At 45.6% G+C, this 16,935-nt stretch carries 19 protein-coding genes; 10 read left to right on the plus strand and 9 right to left on the minus strand.

What is annotated here, in order from left to right:
- Positions 1 to 2: 2 nt before the first annotated feature.
- The 7 genes from ICN18_RS08635 to ICN18_RS08665 form a co-directional block, all read right to left on the minus strand.
- Entirely contained in the window at positions 3 to 584 is a 582-nt protein-coding gene (locus tag ICN18_RS08635) for a peptidylprolyl isomerase (RefSeq protein WP_216190107.1), read from the minus strand.
- A gap of 73 nt (positions 585 to 657) precedes the next feature.
- Positions 658 to 1,284 (minus strand): 2-hydroxychromene-2-carboxylate isomerase, encoded by a 627-nt coding sequence (locus ICN18_RS08640; protein WP_216190108.1) that lies wholly within the window; start codon positions 1,282 to 1,284, stop codon positions 658 to 660.
- 25 nt (positions 1,285 to 1,309) lie between these two features.
- A complete protein-coding gene (locus ICN18_RS08645; RefSeq protein ID WP_216190109.1) occupies positions 1,310 to 2,623 on the minus strand; it encodes a replication-associated recombination protein A in 1,314 nt (437 codons plus the stop codon).
- 4 nt (positions 2,624 to 2,627) lie between these two features.
- Entirely contained in the window at positions 2,628 to 3,107 is a 480-nt protein-coding gene (locus ICN18_RS08650; RefSeq protein WP_369411883.1) for a DUF3429 domain-containing protein, read from the minus strand.
- 36 nt (positions 3,108 to 3,143) lie between these two features.
- Entirely contained in the window at positions 3,144 to 3,998 is an 855-nt protein-coding gene (locus tag ICN18_RS08655) for a 3-hydroxybutyryl-CoA dehydrogenase (RefSeq protein ID WP_216190110.1), read from the minus strand.
- A gap of 1 nt (position 3,999) precedes the next feature.
- The gene (locus tag ICN18_RS08660) at positions 4,000 to 4,731 is read right to left on the minus strand and encodes a glutathione binding-like protein (protein ID WP_216190111.1); all 732 of its coding nucleotides are present in this window, start codon (positions 4,729 to 4,731) and stop codon (positions 4,000 to 4,002) included.
- An 8-nt stretch (positions 4,732 to 4,739) separates the two neighbouring features.
- Positions 4,740 to 5,936, minus strand: a complete 1,197-nt coding sequence (locus ICN18_RS08665) for a pyridoxal phosphate-dependent aminotransferase (protein ID WP_216190112.1) — start codon at positions 5,934 to 5,936, stop codon at positions 4,740 to 4,742.
- Between the two features lie 85 nt (positions 5,937 to 6,021).
- Between ICN18_RS08665 and yaaA the strand changes: the two genes are divergently transcribed.
- Together yaaA and ICN18_RS08675 are read left to right on the plus strand one after the other, a co-directional pair.
- A complete protein-coding gene (gene yaaA / locus ICN18_RS08670; protein WP_216190113.1) occupies positions 6,022 to 6,798 on the plus strand; it encodes a peroxide stress protein YaaA in 777 nt (258 codons plus the stop codon).
- Positions 6,798 to 8,009 (plus strand): DUF2863 family protein, encoded by a 1,212-nt coding sequence (locus ICN18_RS08675; RefSeq protein WP_216190114.1) that lies wholly within the window; start codon positions 6,798 to 6,800, stop codon positions 8,007 to 8,009. Before yaaA ends, ICN18_RS08675 begins: the two co-directional genes overlap by 1 nt.
- Before the next feature lie 95 nt (positions 8,010 to 8,104).
- Here the strand turns inward: ICN18_RS08675 and ICN18_RS08680 are convergent, their stop codons facing one another.
- On the minus strand, positions 8,105 to 8,479 hold the full coding sequence (locus ICN18_RS08680) for a hypothetical protein (RefSeq protein ID WP_216190115.1): 375 nt from the start codon (positions 8,477 to 8,479) through the stop codon (positions 8,105 to 8,107).
- Between the two features lie 11 nt (positions 8,480 to 8,490).
- Positions 8,491 to 9,480, minus strand: a complete 990-nt coding sequence (locus ICN18_RS08685) for a malate dehydrogenase (RefSeq protein WP_216190116.1) — start codon at positions 9,478 to 9,480, stop codon at positions 8,491 to 8,493.
- 176 nt (positions 9,481 to 9,656) lie between these two features.
- Between ICN18_RS08685 and ICN18_RS08690 the strand changes: the two genes are divergently transcribed.
- The 8 genes from ICN18_RS08690 (at position 9,657) to leuC (ending at position 16,933) form a co-directional block, all read left to right on the plus strand.
- The gene (locus ICN18_RS08690) at positions 9,657 to 10,385 is read left to right on the plus strand and encodes a GntR family transcriptional regulator (RefSeq protein ID WP_369411892.1); all 729 of its coding nucleotides are present in this window, start codon (positions 9,657 to 9,659) and stop codon (positions 10,383 to 10,385) included.
- Between the two features lie 144 nt (positions 10,386 to 10,529).
- A complete protein-coding gene (gene sdhC / locus ICN18_RS08695) occupies positions 10,530 to 10,949 on the plus strand; it encodes a succinate dehydrogenase, cytochrome b556 subunit (protein WP_216190118.1) in 420 nt (139 codons plus the stop codon).
- A 24-nt stretch (positions 10,950 to 10,973) separates the two neighbouring features.
- Entirely contained in the window at positions 10,974 to 11,339 is a 366-nt protein-coding gene (gene sdhD, locus ICN18_RS08700; protein WP_216190119.1) for a succinate dehydrogenase, hydrophobic membrane anchor protein, read from the plus strand.
- Between the two features lie 4 nt (positions 11,340 to 11,343).
- Entirely contained in the window at positions 11,344 to 13,122 is a 1,779-nt protein-coding gene (gene sdhA, locus ICN18_RS08705) for a succinate dehydrogenase flavoprotein subunit (RefSeq protein WP_216190120.1), read from the plus strand.
- Between the two features lie 17 nt (positions 13,123 to 13,139).
- A complete protein-coding gene (locus ICN18_RS08710) occupies positions 13,140 to 13,844 on the plus strand; it encodes a succinate dehydrogenase iron-sulfur subunit (RefSeq protein ID WP_087909832.1) in 705 nt (234 codons plus the stop codon).
- Entirely contained in the window at positions 13,841 to 14,110 is a 270-nt protein-coding gene (locus ICN18_RS08715) for a succinate dehydrogenase assembly factor 2 (protein ID WP_216190121.1), read from the plus strand. The genes ICN18_RS08710 and ICN18_RS08715 overlap by 4 nt, the downstream gene beginning before the upstream one ends.
- 82 nt (positions 14,111 to 14,192) lie before the next feature.
- On the plus strand, positions 14,193 to 15,506 hold the full coding sequence (gene gltA, locus ICN18_RS08720; protein WP_216190122.1) for a citrate synthase: 1,314 nt from the start codon (positions 14,193 to 14,195) through the stop codon (positions 15,504 to 15,506).
- 17 nt (positions 15,507 to 15,523) lie between these two features.
- Positions 15,524 to 16,933 (plus strand): 3-isopropylmalate dehydratase large subunit, encoded by a 1,410-nt coding sequence (gene leuC / locus ICN18_RS08725; protein WP_216190123.1) that lies wholly within the window; start codon positions 15,524 to 15,526, stop codon positions 16,931 to 16,933.
- Positions 16,934 to 16,935: the final 2 nt, after the last annotated feature.

Consider the following 16,935-nt stretch of genomic DNA (forward strand, 5'->3'; position numbering starts at 1 on the left):
GTTTATTTCAGAATCGTAGCAGATTCAATGGTGACGGTCTTGCTTGGAACATCGGCCATTCTGCCCATGCGTGGAGCAGGCGCAACCATCGTTGGTATCTTGCGAATGGCATCAATGGTTTGTGTGCCAGAGATCACTTTGCCAAACACTGTATAGCCGTTACCCATGGCATTAGGGTAGTCCAAGCCTGCATTGTCTTTAACGTTAATAAAGAATTGTGCAGTAGCGGAATCTGGGTCGGATGTGCGAGCCATTGCAATCGTATAGGCATTATTCTTTAAGCCATTCTGCGCTTCAGAAACTACTGGAGCATCTGTTGGTTTCTGATTAAGGTCAGCAGTAAAGCCACCACCCTGAATCATGAAGCCATCGATTACACGATGAAAGATCGTACCGTTATAAAAACCGCTCTTCACATAATTTAAAAAGTTAGCAGTTGTCTTTGGTGCCTTAACGTCATCTAGTTCCACCACAAAGTTACCCATGGTCGTTTTGAACTCTACCTTTGGGCCTGCAAAAGCTTGACTAGAAAAGCAAAAAAAACAAGAGAAGGCAACAACAAGGGCAACTAATAGCTTACGCATAAGAACTCCTTAAATAAAAAATAGCTTGTGTCTGATTGTATTGCTCAATAACGCGGGAGGGGTAAATGGGCCTTTAGTCCAGTCCATTAGGAACATTGCCGGCATAGGCATAAGAAGCCTCTGCAAACATGCCAGGTCTAGCGAGGTAATCCAAGGTCCAGTCAATGGTGTCGACGCCCCAAAAGCAATGTTGGTTCACTATGATGGCGGGCACTCCAAATGCGCCATCAGCTTTAGCTTGATTGGTATTGGCAATCAGCTTAGCCTTCACTTCAGGACTTGCTGGTTTGGGCGTATCCGCAGACAAGCCTAGGTAAGTACAAAATTCTGGCCAGGATAGATTGGGATCTTTGCCTTCCACCCAAACGTAATCAAAAGCGCGCTCAACCATTTGCCAATCTGCATTCTGTTCAACTAGGAGCCGTTGTGCAGCAACTGTCATAAAGGGATGATGTTCAGGAAAGCGAAAAGGGATGCCGAGTTTTTCAGCTTGCCAAACGCAAAACTGATAGGTATGAGGGCGTTTCGCAGCCACTTCACCTGGACCTTTGTTTTCGGAGGCGCGGAGTAGGCCGCCCAGCAGGATGGGAACAGGCGTGATATCTAGCTTGCCTTCAAGGCGTTGTCGTTGCTTGACATAAAGATAGGCAAAGGGAGAAACAATATCGTAATAAAAGGTGGCCGCAATCTTTTTGCTCATATTGCCTTACCCTTTATTTGCTTCATTATTTTTTCTGATGCTCATCATCAAGCTTTTTCAAGAAAGCCAACTTCTCTTTAATTTGTGACTCAAGCCCTCGTTCTACCGGCTCATACCAATGCTGCTCTTTCATACCATCTGGTAGATAGGATTCACCAGCAGCATAGCCATGAGGCTCATCATGGGCATAGCGATACGCTTTGCCATGACCAAGCTCTTTCATTAATTTTGTTGGGGCGTTGCGCAGATGGTTGGGTACAGGCTTGGATTGATCATTGGCTACATAGGCGCGGGCTTCATTAAATGCGTTGTAACTTGCATTACTCTTAGAGGCGACAGCAAGATAAACCACTGTTTGTCCCAGTGCCAGCTCACCCTCAGGGGAGCCCAGTCTCTCAAAAGTCTGCGCCGCATCGTTCGCTAACTGCATCGCCCTTGGATCAGCTAGACCAATATCTTCCCAAGCCATTCGAATGATGCGTCTGGCTAGATAGCGTGGGTCTGCGCCACCATCAAGCATGCGGCAAAACCAATACAAGGCAGCATCAGGATTGGAGCCGCGTACCGATTTATGTAGGGCAGAGATTTGATCGTAGAAATGATCGCCGCCCTTATCAAAGCGCCGTGCTTGAGCACTTAGCGCATTTTCAATAAATTGCTGATCAACCACTTTAATTTCAGCATTTGGTGTGAGGGCTGCGTTGCGTACTTGTTCTACTAAGTTGAGAAGGCGCCGAGCATCACCATCTGCATTGGCGATGAGCGTATCAATCGCAGTAGATTCAAATTGCACATCCGGCAATGCATATTGGTGCGCGCGATCAAAGAGCGACTTTAGTTCTTCAGGGGTCAGCGACTTCAGCACATAAACCTGGGCACGCGATAAGAGTGCGGAGTTCACCTCAAATGAAGGGTTCTCGGTGGTAGCGCCAATAAAGGTGAAGAGACCTGATTCCACATGGGGCAGCAGGGCATCCTGCTGGCTTTTATTAAAGCGGTGAATCTCATCCACAAACAAAATGGTTTGCTTGCCATACTGATCCATATTCTGCTGGGCTTGTTCAATGGCTTCGCGGATCTCTTTCACGCCAGCCAGAACAGCCGAGATCGCAATGAACTCACGATCAAATGCCCTGGCTGAGAGACGTGCCAGCGTAGTTTTACCAACGCCTGGAGGGCCCCACAAAATCATCGAGTGCGGTTTGCCAGAAGCAAAAGCAAGATTAAGTGGTTTACCGTTGGCTAATAAATGGGTTTGCCCAATGACTTCTTCAATCGTTTTTGGACGCAAGGCTTCCGCTAAGGGTGGCGGTGGCGCATTTTCAAAAAGATTGCTCATTGCATCAGGCTTGAATAAAGAGAATGACTAAAGATGCCCATGTTAAACATCCAGCAGCAATATAGGTTAAGCGATTGCGCATCGTCATGAATGCTAAGCGGGTAGCCTCATCAGCAAAATAGTATTGATAGGTATTCTGATCAATATTGCGCTGAATAATCAAAGTAGACGCTAAGATAAGCAAGCCAACCGGAATGTAAATATGAAGGGCTACCCAAGCAACCAGTGCGGGAATAACACCCCAAATCCAAGCATTGCGGTCTTCCCAGCGGTCACCAGCAGGCGCTTTACCCAAGAGGTGCAAATTAGCGCCCCAGTGCAACGCACCCATGAATGAAGTGATTACAGCGCCATAGCCTGCTAAAGACTCAGCGCTTAAATAATTGATTGGCGTTGGCGCTAGCTGAACCATGAGGGCTAAACCAATAAATGGAATAAGACCGGCGTAGCCGAGCTTGCGAACTAAAGGTGGGATGGGATTCACGATAAAGTTTTCTAAGTTGATGAGATATGAATCAAGTTATTTGTCGTAGGTGTAAACGCCGCGGCCAGTTTTGCGACCGAGATATCCAGCAGCAACCATTTCACGAAGTAGTGGGCAAGGGCGGTATTTAGAGTCGCTGAAGTTTTCAAAATAGACTTCCATGACTGCTAAGCAAGTGTCCAGGCCAATTAAGTCGGCTAAAGCTAAAGGCCCAATCGGTTGGTTGCAACCTAGCTTCATACCAGCGTCTATGTCTTCTGGGCTAGCTAGTCCTTCAGATAAAACAAAGAACGCTTCGTTAATCATCGGCAGCAAAATGCGGTTCACTACAAAGCCTGGTGAGTTCTTCACGGTAATGGGCTCTTTGCCAACGCGTTTAGCCATCTCAATAATGGCAGCATGCGTTGTATCACTAGTTTGCAGACCACGAATCACTTCCACCAAGGCCATCAGGGGAGGTGGATTAAAGAAGTGCATACCAATAAAGCGTGCAGGATTGGAATCCAGCGCTGCAAGTTTAGTAATCGACAGTGAAGATGTATTAGTTGCAATGATGGTGTCTTTATCAACAATCTCATCGACTTGCTTCAGAATCTTTTCTTTAATTGCTTGGTTCTCAGTCGCAGCCTCAATAACCAATCCCAAACCTTTGAAATCAGCATAAGAGGTGCTGCCTTTAATACGTTTAAGCGCAGCTTCTTTTGCTTCAACAGTCAGCGTTTCTTTTTTGACAAGGCGATCTAAGCTTTTGCTAATTTGTTCGAGGCCACGCTGTACAGCAGCTTCGTTAATGTCAACCATGACTACATCAAGGCCTGCAACAGCACAAACTTGCGCAATTCCGTTGCCCATAGTGCCTGCACCAATGACGCCTACTGATTGAATACTCATCTTATTTCCTCTTTTGATACTGGGTTAAACCAAATAACTGCTCTCGTGCCTTGTCATCATGCAAAGGCTTACGTAATGCTGTTAATACTTCGCAACCACGCTTAACTGCTGGTCGCGCACCAATCTTTTCAAACCACTTTTTGAAATGCGGATACTCGTTGATATCAATCCCTTGATTTTTCCAGTTACGAGTCCATGGATAAATCGCAATATCGGCAATCGAATAGGATTTGCCTGCAATATAAGGATTATCTTTCAGTTGACTATCCAATACTCCATAGATGCGTTTGGCTTCATTGGTGTAACGGTTGATGGCGTATTCAATTTTCTCAGGTGCGTAGAGGCGGAAGTGGTGGTTTTGTCCAAGCATGGGACCTAAGCCGCCCATTTGGAACATCAGCCATTGCAGTACTTCGTACTTGCCGCGGGTATCTTTAGGCAAGAATTTGCCAGTCTTGCCGGCTAGATAGAGGAGGATAGCGCCCGATTCAAAAAGGCTGATTGGTTTGCCGTCTGGTCCGTTTGGATCAACGATTGCTGGAATCTTGTTATTAGGGCTAATTTTTAAAAAGGCTTTGGCGAATTGATCTCCAGCGCCAATATCAATTGGGTGCGCGATCCAATCTTTTCCTAAACGATAGCCACACTCTTCGAGCATGATATGAATCTTATGACCATTTGGGGTAGGCCAGCTGTAGACATCAATTACGTTATTGGATTTAGGGTTTGCCATATTGGCCTCTATAAAGTTTGTAAACGCTCTAATGCATTTGTGAGAGTCTGCTCTTGCTTTGCAAAACAAAAACGAATGACGCCAGACTCGGTGGGTTGATCATAAAAAGCTGAAACTGGAATGGCGGCTACCCCAATTTCAGTAGTAAGCCATTTACAAAAATCAGCTTCACTCAATTTTGCTTGAGGGATATTTAATAAAGAGTAGTCGACACATTGAAAATACGTCCCAGGTGTTGGCAGCAATTTAAATTTTGTCTTGCTTAATCCGGATCTAAAAAAATCTCGCTTAGCCTGATAAAAGGCTGGCAGATTTAAATAATGATCCGCGTTGGAAAGATAGGATGCCAGGCCGTATTGCATGGGCGTATTAACTGTAAAGACATTGAACTGGTGAACTTTACGAAACTCTTTGGTCATTGCGGGTGGGGCTGCAACGTAGCCTACTTTCCAGCCAGTCACGTGATAAGTCTTACCAAAGCTAGAAACTACAAAGCTCCTGGCTGCAAGCTCTGGGTGGGAGGCAACGCTATGATGCTTTGCGCCGTCATAGACCATATGTTCATAGACTTCATCACTCAAAATCAATGCAGATGTATTGCGCACTAAATCTGCAAGGCGATCTAGATCCTTCTCACTCCAAACCATCCCGGTAGGATTATGCGGAGTGTTGATAATGATTAATCGGGTCTTAGAATTTATTGCTTTGGCTAATGCATCCCAAGGAATTTCATAATAAGCCACTTGCCCAGATTCATTGCGAACAACTTGCAAAGAGATGGCAATCGTTTTACCGCCAGCTAATTCAATAGAAGGTCGATAGCTGTCATAAGCTGGTTCGATGATGATGACTTCATCACCTGGGCTAACGCAAGCGAGTATGGCCGTCAGAATTCCTTGTGTGCCACCAGCGGTGATAGTGATTTCACTATCGGCATCGTAGTGATGGCTGTATAGGTTTTCAATCTTCTGGCTAACACCATTACGCAATTCCGCAATACCAATCATTGGCGGGTATTGATTGCGATCTGCCAGCATGGCAGTATTTACTTCTTCAATCAGTTTTCGATCGCACGGAAAATCTGGAAAACCTTGCCCAAGATTAATCGCTTGATGCTCGGCAGCAAGCGCAGACATGACCGTAAAGATCGTCGTGCCAACTTGGGGTAAGCGGCTTGGAAAAGAGGGGGTTTCTAGCGGGTTCATGACGGTAGAGGGTGGCTGTCTGTCTTTTAAAGCGGATATATCCGGTAGTCGCTAGAATGGTAAAAATACATTAACAAATTGTGCCATGCTGATCGTTCTTTCACCTGCTAAATCCTTGGATTACAAGACCCCTACCAAGGTCAAGGCACCAACCTTGCCTGAGTTTGTCTCAGAATCTGCCAAGCTGATTGCCGATCTCAAGAAGTTAGCCCCGCAAGATGTTGCCAAATTAATGGGTTTATCTGACCAATTGGCGACCCTGAACGTTGGTCGTTACCGAGATTGGTCCAAGAAATTCACCGAGGAGAACAGCAAGCCGGCAATTTATGCTTTTGACGGAGATGTTTACGATGGGTTTGACGTCAAAACCTTGGATACAAAGTCTGTTCAGTTTGCCCAGGACCATATTCGGATTCTGTCTGGTCTCTATGGAGCGCTCAAGCCCTTGGATTTAATGCAGCCCTACCGCCTGGAGATGGGGACTTCATTCAAAAATGCCAGGGGTAAAGATCTCTATGCGTTTTGGGGGAGCCGCGTAACCGATTCCATTAAGAAGGTTCTAGAAAAGCAAAAGAAGCCTGTGCTGCTAAATTTGGCATCAGAAGAGTATTTCAAGGTGCTCCAGCCCAAAGAGTTAGATTGCCAAGTGATCTCCCCGGTGTTTCAGGATGCCAAGGATGGCAAGTACAAGATTATTTCTTTTTATGCCAAGCGTGCTCGCGGCTTAATGGCGCGTTACGTGGTTGAAAACCGCATTACTGATCCAGTAGATTTAAAAGGTTTTAACTTAGGCGGATATAAGTACTATGCTGCAGAATCTAAAGTGGACAAGCCAGTATTTAGAAGGGCAGAAAGAAAATAATGGCCGTACATCGCACTAAAACTTCACAACGCAATTCTCCTGAGGTGGAGAAGTTGGTGGCTGACGCTATTTCTTTGGCCGCATCCGGAAGTCAAGTCGAAGATCGTTTTTGGGAAGAGCGCCTGAATGTTCGCCTAATGCGCTTACTCAAAAGTCAAAATCAAAATGTGATTGATGCTGCTCTGGATCAAACCTTCCGCATCAATACCGTGGCATTTGAGGTGCTGGCAGATATTGCAGAAACCTTGGCAGAGTCATTAAAGCTTGAGCATGAAGGGCAGGAGTGGGATGTGTTGTTATTGGCAATGCCGATTGTTGCTCACACGCGCTACCAAATCCCATCGGGCCCACTACCAGCAAATATTATTGAATCCACCGCGCAAGCTTTGCACGCCGCAATTGCTTCAACAGACACTCGCATAGCGATTGTTCCTTGGCTCTACAGTATTGATCAAATGCCGCATTCGCATTGCCAAACGCGTATTCTGACTGAAGCTTTAGCAACTGCTGCAATCTCTGGAAAAGACGTCAAGCTTGAGTTACGCGATATGTCAGAAACCATTGCTGTCTTAGCTGATCCGCGTTTCATTATTGCTGCCCTAAGCGCGCCAGCTGGCTCCCCGATATTCCGTTGGCAAGCAGAGCCACCGGCTCGTCAAGAGCGTGGCGTCAGTTTGATTGGTTGGCAAAATGCAATGCAAGAACCAATTGCCTCGCTCATGCCTGGTTGTGAGTTTGAATTGTTATTGCCAGAGGCTTATTTCACCAACTGCCGCTTGGCAGATAAACATGTGCGACCTTTAAGTATTCGTGCAGCGGTGAATTTCTTAGAGAGCACTCTCGGAATAATGCCCGCTGGCTTATCGTGTGTCGTTGGCGCCTTTGGTGAGGAGCAGGCTGATGAATACCGCATTTCATTTAGTGCCAAAGGCTCATCAGAAGTCATGTACGGCGTAATCTGGCCCTTGTATGACCGCGAGAGTGTAGCGGGCGATGCCTTAAATGACTTATCCGATGATGAGAGTCCGATTAAAAAGATTTGCGATGCTTTGCATGATGCCGGAGTGGAGGATGTCTTCCGTCACGCGATGTTATTTGATCCAGAGCTCTGCGATGACTGTGGTGCGCCGCTATTTCCAGATCGTTCTGGAGAAGCTGTACATGCTGAGATGCCTGATGATGCGCCATCACAGCAGCCTTTGTTTCACTAGAGAAAATAATGAAATAATAAAGAAACGATGAAGAAAAACTAAGTAATAAAAAAGCCGCAACTAAGCGGCTTTTTTATTTGATGCAATCTCAGAAATTAATTCTGGACAAATGGTTCTGCGCCTGCAAACAAATGTGGCAACTTGCCGGACTTCATTTCTGCTGTTTGGCAGAAATCAGCAAGACGTACACCTGCTTTGATGTTGAATAGCATTGCTTTATTGCCCAACACTACAAGGTCGTAACCAGAGTTCGTATTTTTATAACGCAAGCTGCCTGGCAATGAAGTTTGGCGCTCTAAATCATAAGACTTAGATTCCCAAGTTAAGCGAACATTTTCAGTAGAGCCGGTAGTTTTGAACTGCTTGCTTTCCTGACAGGTCCATGTAACTACTTCTTCATTAGCGCTAACATTTGCGGTGCCCAAAAGGCTTGCAAGTGCCAAGCTAATAGCGAGAAGGTTTTTCTTCATCTGTGTTGTCCTTATGAGAGCAAGTGCTTAACGCCAGCTTGCTCTTCGAGTAATTCATTCAATGTGTGTGTCATGCGCTCACGTGAGAATGCATCGATCTCTAAACCTTCGATCATTTTGTATTCGCCGTTTTCGCAAACCACTGGGAAGCCATAAATAACTTCAGCAGGAATCTCGTACTCACCTTTAGAAGGGATGCCCATCGTTACCCACTTGCCGTTAGTGCCAAGAACCCAGTCATGAATATGATCAATTGCTGCATTCGCTGCAGAAGCTGCAGAAGAAAGGCCGCGAGCTTCAATGATGGCTGCACCACGCTTACCAACAGTAGGAATGAATACATCTTTGTTCCATGCTGCATCGTTGATAGAGTCTTTTACTGACTTGCCATCGATTGTTGCGAAGCGATAGTCAGGGTACATAGTTGGGCTGTGGTTACCCCATACAACCAATTTCTCAATATCAGCAACAGGCTTGTTTAACTTGCTAGCCAATTGTGAGAGAGCGCGGTTGTGATCGAGACGCAACATTGCTGTGAAGTTCTTCGCAGGAATATCTGGAGCAGATTTCATCGCGATGTAAGCATTGGTGTTTGCTGGGTTACCAACAACCAATACTTTTACAGTCTTCTTAGCAACTGCATTCAATGCTTTGCCTTGAGCTGTGAAAATTTGTGCATTAGCGGAGAGTAAATCTTTACGCTCCATGCCAGGACCACGTGGGCGTGCACCAACCAAAAGGGCAACGTCGATGTCTTTAAATGCAGTCATTGGATCGGAGTGCGCTGTCATGCCAGCCAACAATGGGAATGCACAGTCTTCCAATTCCATCATCACGCCAGTTAAGGCCTTTTGCGCTTTTTCATCTGGAATTTCAAGTAATTGCAGGATTACGGGCTGATCTTTGCCCAAAAGGTCGCCATTGGCGATACGGAATAAAAGGGAATATCCGATTTGACCGGCTGCACCGGTTACGGCGACACGCATTGGGGCTTTTGCCATTACTAATAACTCCAGAAGAAGGTTAAGAGGGTTAAGAAGGTAAATTAATGAAAACTTTTCTATTATCCATTCAAGTGTAGGGACTTTAGCTTTACACTGTCAATGATGTCTTATATAAGACTAGAATTATCAAGAATTTTATCTAATTGACGCGGTCTGGAGTTAATTTGTCTGATGTGACTTTGCCTGTTGCCTCATTTAGCCCTCTGTATGAACAGATTAAGGCGATGATTTTGGCTAGTTTGCAAGCCTCGGAATGGCTTCCGGGGGAGGCTATTCCTAGTGAAATGGAGCTTGCAGCCCGTTATGCCGTCAGCCAAGGCACGGTCCGTAAGGCTATCGATGAGCTTGCTGCCCAAAACCTCCTAGTTCGTCGCCAGGGTAAGGGCACTTTTGTTGCCACCCATCAAGAGGACGACTGGCAATACCGTTTTTTACGATTAGCCCCGGATTCTGGTGAGAAATTCCACCTTACTAATCAATTTTTGACCTGCGAAACGACTAAAGCTACCCCTTATGTGGCCGAACTGCTTAAATTAAAGGCAGGTGACCCCATTATTCATATTGATCGTATTCAGAGTTTTGCGGGCAAACCTATTGTTTTTGAAGAGATTTTTCTGCCGGGTACCCGTTTTAAGGGCTTGGATCTTGAGGCGCTCAATGATTGGCATGGCCCTATGTATGCCTTTTATGAGGGGCAATACGCTACCCACATGGTGCGTGCAGAGGAAAAAATTAAGGCTGTTGCTGCTGATGAGGCTTTGGCCAAACACCTCCATCTAAAAGATGGGGCACCACTACTTTCTGTAGAGCGGGTGGCATTTACCTACGGGAATAAACCAGTAGAAATTCGGCACGCTAGGTATGACACTTTAGAGCAGCATTACGAGAACAAATTGAACTAACTTTAATAAACGCTAAATCAGTAAAAACCAGTAATTCACCCCTTTAAACGCTAAAAAATCCCCACCACCCCTAAGGTTTCCAATAGAATATGTTGCGATACAACAAAACCACACTGAACCTCCACCTAAAGATAGAGATTACCCATGGTTGATTCACAGCAAAACGTAAAAAAAGATAGACCGGTTTATAAAAATATTGGTCTTGCGCAATTGATTAAGTACCGCCTTCCTTGGGCCGGTAAAGTTTCAATTCTTCATCGTATTAGCGGAGCAGCACTGTTTTTAATGTTGCCTTTCTTGCTATATCTCTTGGATCAAAGTCTTGCTTCAGAAGTGAGCTATCAAAAGTTCCAGGCAATCACTGGTCACGTTCTAGTGAAAATTATTTGCCTTGGTTTGATCTGGTCCTTCTTGCACCATTTCTGCGCCGGTATTCGCTATCTCCTCTTGGATTTAGAGATCGGCGTTGAAAAGGTTGATGCAAACCGCTCAGCGATTTTTGTATTTTTCTTGGGTCTCGCTTTGACTGCGGTTGTTGGTCTCAAATTATTCGGCTTGTACTAAGCGCACATCATTTAAGGAAATTTCATGCCTATTTATCAAATTGGACCAAAGCGCTTAGTTGTAGGCGCGCACTACGGACTTAAAGAATGGATCATCCAACGCGTTACTGCGATTGTGATGGTGGTATTCACAGTTGTTTTGTTAGTTGACTATTGCGTTACCGGTAGCGCAACTTATGAAGGTTGGGCTGCTTTGTTTAGCAACCAATTCATGAAGTTATTGACGCTATTGGCATTCATTAGCTTGTTCTATCACGCATGGATTGGTATCCGTGACATCTGGATGGACTACATCAAGCCTGTCAGCATTCGTTTGACACTTCAAGTGTTGACCGTTCTGTATCTCGTAGCCTGTGCGGCCTATGCCGTTCAAATTTTGTGGAAAGTGTAATTCGATGACTGCGATTAAAAAATCATTGCCACGCCGCCGTTTTGATGCGGTGATTATTGGAGCAGGTGGTTCAGGTATGCGTGCATCATTGCAGTTGGCTGAAGCCGGCTTGAATGTTGCTGTGCTGACTAAAGTTTTCCCAACACGTTCACATACTGTTGCTGCACAAGGTGGTATCGGTGCTTCATTGGGCAATATGAGTGAAGACAATTGGCACTATCACTTTTACGACACCATTAAAGGTTCCGACTGGTTAGGTGACCAGGACGTGATCGAATTTATGTGCCGCGAAGCTCCAAAAGTTGTTTATGAGCTAGAGCACTTTGGTATGCCGTTTGACCGCAACCCAGATGGCACCATTTATCAGCGTCCATTTGGTGGCCACACTGCAAACTACGGTGAGAAGCCAGTACAACGTGCTTGTGCTGCTGCTGACCGTACTGGTCATGCAATGTTGCACACTTTGTATCAGCGCAACGTACGCGCAAAGACTAATTTCTTTGTTGAGTGGTTAGCCCTCGACTTAATTCGTGATGATACTGGTGACGTTGTTGGTGTTACCGCTCTCGAAATGGAAACAGGTCAGGTTTACATCTTGGAAGCCAAGATTGTGATGTTGGCTACTGGTGGTGCAGGCCGTATTTGGGATGCATCAACAAACGCATTTATTAATACCGGTGACGGTATGGGCTTAGCTGCTCGCGCAGGCATTCCATTGGAAGATATGGAATTCTGGCAATTCCACCCAACTGGCGTAGCTGGTGCGGGTGTGTTGTTGACAGAAGGTTGCCGCGGTGAAGGCGGTATCTTGCGCAATAAAGATGGTGAGCGTTTCATGGAACGTTATGCGCCAACACTAAAAGATTTGGCTCCACGCGATTTCGTATCTCGCTCAATGGACCAAGAGATTAAAGAAGGGCGCGGTTGTGGTCCTAACGGTGACTATGTTGTGCTCGATTTGACACACATTGGCGCCGACACCATCATGAAGCGTTTGCCTTCTGTTTATGAGATCGGCATTAACTTTGCTAACGTTGACGTTACTAAAGAGCCAATCCCAGTTGTGCCAACCATTCACTATCAGATGGGCGGTATTCCTACCAACATCAATGGTCAAGTAGTTGTACCCGCAAATGGTATTAATAATGAAATCGTGAATGGCTTGTATGCCATCGGCGAGTGCTCATGCGTATCAGTGCATGGTGCAAACCGTTTGGGCACTAACTCATTGCTCGACCTCTTAGTATTCGGTCGTGCAGCTGGTAATCATATTGTTGGTCTTGACCTTAAGAATCGCGAATTCAAACCATTGCCTGCCAATGCTGGTGAGCAAACATTGGAGCGTATTGCGAAGTTGGATAACTCTACTTCTGGTGAATACGCACAAGACGTTGCTAACGACATTCGTAAGTGCATGCAGAAATACGCTGGTGTATTCCGCAATCAAGAGTTGATGGACGAAGGTGTTCGTCAAATGGCTAAATTGACAGAGCGCGCTAAGCACTTATGGGTTAAAGACAAATCCGAAATTTTCAATACAGCCCGTATTGAAGCTTTGGAAGTGGCTAACTTGGTTGAGACTGCAAACGCAACCATGATTTCTGCAGCGGCTCGTAAAGAAAGTCGTGGCGCTCATTCACATGATGACCATCCTCATCGTGATGATGAGAACTGGATGAAGCATACCCTTTGGTATAGCGAGGGCAATAAGCTTGCTTACAAGCCGGTTATTTTGAAGCCTTTAACAGTTGACTCCTTCCCACCTAAAGAACGTACTTTCTAAGCGAAGAGAAATAGAAAATGAGTGATATCCGTATATTCGAAATTTACCGCTACGATCCAGATGTCGATGCAGCTCCACGCATGGAACGTTATGAGTTAGAACTCACTGGTGAGCGTATGTTGTTGGACGCTTTGATTTCCTTGAAGAAGCAAGACGAAACGATTTCTTATCGTCGTTCATGCCGTGAAGGTGTGTGCGGTTCAGATGCAATGAACATCAACGGTAAAAACGGTTTGGCTTGTTTGACCAATATGTTGACTTTGCCTAAGGTCATCACATTGCGCCCATTACCTGGCTTGCCAGTTGTGCGTGATTTGATCGTCGACATGACTTTGTTCTTCAAACAATATTTGTCTATCAAGCCTTACTTGGTAAACGACAATCCACCTCCTGAAAAAGAGCGTCTCCAGAGCCCTGAAGAGCGTGAAGAGTTGAATGGTTTGTATGAGTGCATCTTGTGCGCCTCATGCTCCACTTCATGCCCATCTTTCTGGTGGAATCCAGACAAGTTTGTTGGCCCAGCTGGTTTGTTACAGGCCTATCGCTTTATTGCCGATAGCCGTGACGAAGAAACTTCTCAGCGCTTGGATAACTTAGAAGATCCGTACCGCTTGTTCCGTTGCCACACCATCATGAATTGCGTGGACGTATGTCCTAAGCACTTGAATCCAACGAAGGCTATTGGCAAGATCAAGGAGTTGATGGTTCGTAGGGCAGTATGACCCTCGGCAATGCAGAGTTATATCGTTTAAAGAGTGATGCTCGCAGGGGCTTGCTAGAGAATGATTTAATTCTGCAGCGTTTCTTTGAGCGTTATGGCTCTCAGTTAAGCGCAGAAGATGGAAATGTTTTAAGCCAGTTATTAGCTTTAGATGACAACGACCTAATGGATTTGTTGATAGGTCGCAAAGATTCTGTGGAAAGTCTGGAGAAAGAGATGCAAACAGACTCTTTCAAGATAGTCTTACAAAGGCTGAGAGAGAAGTAATTCAGTCTTTTGGTGCAGTAAAGAAATAGATGCATGAATGAATAGTGTATTAATCATAATTTTGAATGACTAAGGATTAGAAATGATTGAATCGGACATCAAAGCAAAACTCTCGTTTTCGGATGGCACACCAGATATTGATCTGCCAATTTACAAGGGGACAGTAGGTCCTGATGTAATTGACATTCGCAAGCTCTATGGTCAGACCGGTAAGTTCACTTACGATTCAGGCTTCCTTTCTACTGCGTCATGCAATAGCAAAATCACTTATATCGATGGCGATAAAGGCGAGCTGCTCTATCGCGGTTATCCAATTGAAGATTTGGCAAACAACTGCGACTTCTTGGAAGTTTGCTACCTTTTGATCAATGGCGAATTGCCAAACGCGAAAGAGAAAAAAGACTTTGACGAAATGGTTATGCATCACACCATGGTCCATGAGCAAATGCAATTCTTCTTGCGCGGCTTCCGTCGTGATGCACATCCAATGTCTGTATTGACTGGCTTGGTTGGTGCAATGGCTGCCTTCTACCATGATGAGATTGATTACAGCGATCCGCATGCTCGTGAAGTTGCACAAATTCGTTTGATCGCAAAGATGCCTACATTAGTAGCGATGGCTTACAAGTATTCCGTAGGACAGCCATTTATCTACCCAGATAACTCTTTGTCATACACAGCAAACTTTATGCGCATGATGTTTGCAACACCATGTGAAGAGTACAAAGTAAACCCAGTATTGGTTCGTGCTTTGGATCGCATCTTCACATTGCATGCAGACCATGAGCAAAATGCCTCTACCTCTACAGTCCGTTTGTGCGGCTCTTCTGGCACAAATCCATTTGCTGCTATCTCTGCTGGTATTGCTTGCCTCTGGGGCCCTGCACACGGTGGCGCAAACGAAGCTTGTTTACAGATGTTGAATGAAATTCAAGCTCAAGGTGGTGTAGATAAGATTCATGAATTCATCGCCCAAGTAAAAGACAAGAACTCTAGCGTTCGCTTGATGGGCTTCGGTCACCGCGTTTACAAAAACTTTGACCCACGCGCTAAATTGATGCGTGAGACTTGCTATGAAGTGTTGAATGAACTTGGTCTCCAAGATGACCCATTGTTCAAGTTGGCGATGACTCTCGAGAAGATTGCTTTGGAAGACGACTACTTCGTAAGTCGCAAGCTCTATCCAAACGTAGACTTCTACTCAGGTATCGTTCAACGCGCTTTAGGCATCCCAACAGAAATGTTTACTTGTATTTTTGCTTTGGCAAGAACAGTAGGTTGGATCGCTCAGTGGGAAGAAATGATTACTGATCCTGAGTACAAGATTGGCCGTCCACGTCAGTTGTATGTTGGCGAAACAGCGCGCAAGGTTCCAAACATCACAGTTCGTAAATAAGGTAACCAAGGTCTCTCATGTCTCGTACGCTTTATGACAAATTGTGGGATGACCACGTTGTTTACTCAGAAGAAGATGGCACAGCTACGATCTATATTGATCGTCAGCTGTTGCACGAAGTAACTAGTCCGCAGGCCTTCGAAGGTTTAAATTTGGCTGGCCGCCCAGTTTGGCGTATCTCTGCCAATTTGGCCGTCTCAGATCACAACGTACCAACGACTGATCGTTCGGAAGGCATTACTGATCCAATCTCCAAGTTGCAAGTGGACACTTTGGATCAAAACTGCGATGCCTTTGGTATCACTCAATACAAGATGAACGATACCCGCCAAGGGATTGTTCACGTTATTGGACCAGAGCAGGGCGCAACGTTGCCTGGCATGACTGTGGTTTGCGGTGATTCTCATACTAGTACCCATGGCGCTTTTGGTGCCTTGGCGTTTGGTATTGGCACCTCTGAAGTGGAGCACGTATTAGCTACGCAAACTTTGCTCATGAAAAAGAGCAAGAACATGTTGGTAAAGGTTGATGGCCGTTTACAGCCTGGTTCAACTGCGAAAGATATCGTGCTTGCTGTGATCGGCAAGATTGGTACTGCGGGCGGCACTGGTTACACCATTGAGTTTGCTGGCGAAGCCATTCGCAACCTTTCGATGGAGGGTCGCATGACCCTTTGTAATATGGCGATTGAAGCTGGCGCACGTGCTGGTTTAGTTGCTGTAGATGAAACCACGATTGAATACATTCAAGGTCGTCCATACGCTCCTAAGGGTCCTGCGATGTTGCAAGCTTTGCAATATTGGAGAACTTTGCATTCGGATGCTGATGCGAAATTTGATGCTGTAGTTGAATTGCGTGCAGAAGAGATTGCTCCACAAGTGACGTGGGGAACTTCTCCTGAGATGGTGCTTGCAATTAGCGAGCGTGTTCCTGATCCAGAAAAAGAACGTGATCCTAACAAGCGCTCAGCAATGGAGCGTGCTTTGGAGTACATGAACCTCGTACCCAATACGCCATTGAGCAGTATCTCTGTAGATAAAGTATTTATTGGCTCATGCACTAACAGTCGCATTGAAGATATGCGTGCTGCCGCTAAGGTGGTAGATCGCTTAGGTAAAAAAGTTGCTGCTAATGTGAAGTTGGCATTGGTTGTGCCTGGTTCTGGTTTGGTAAAAGCCCAAGCAGAACGTGAAGGCTTGGATCGTATTTTCAAGGCTGCTGGCTTTGAATGGCGCGAGCCAGGTTGCTCCATGTGCTTAGCCATGAATGCAGACCGCCTTGAGCCAGGTGAGCGTTGTGCCTCAACATCGAATCGTAATTTCGAGGGTCGCCAAGGTAATGGTGGTCGTACGCATTTGGTAAGTCCGGCAATGGCTGCTGCTGCAGCGATCGAAGGCCACTTTGTTGATGTACGTAAGATTTCATAAGG

The organism is Polynucleobacter parvulilacunae (genome assembly GCF_018881715.1).
GTDB lineage: Bacteria > Pseudomonadota > Gammaproteobacteria > Burkholderiales > Burkholderiaceae > Polynucleobacter > Polynucleobacter parvulilacunae.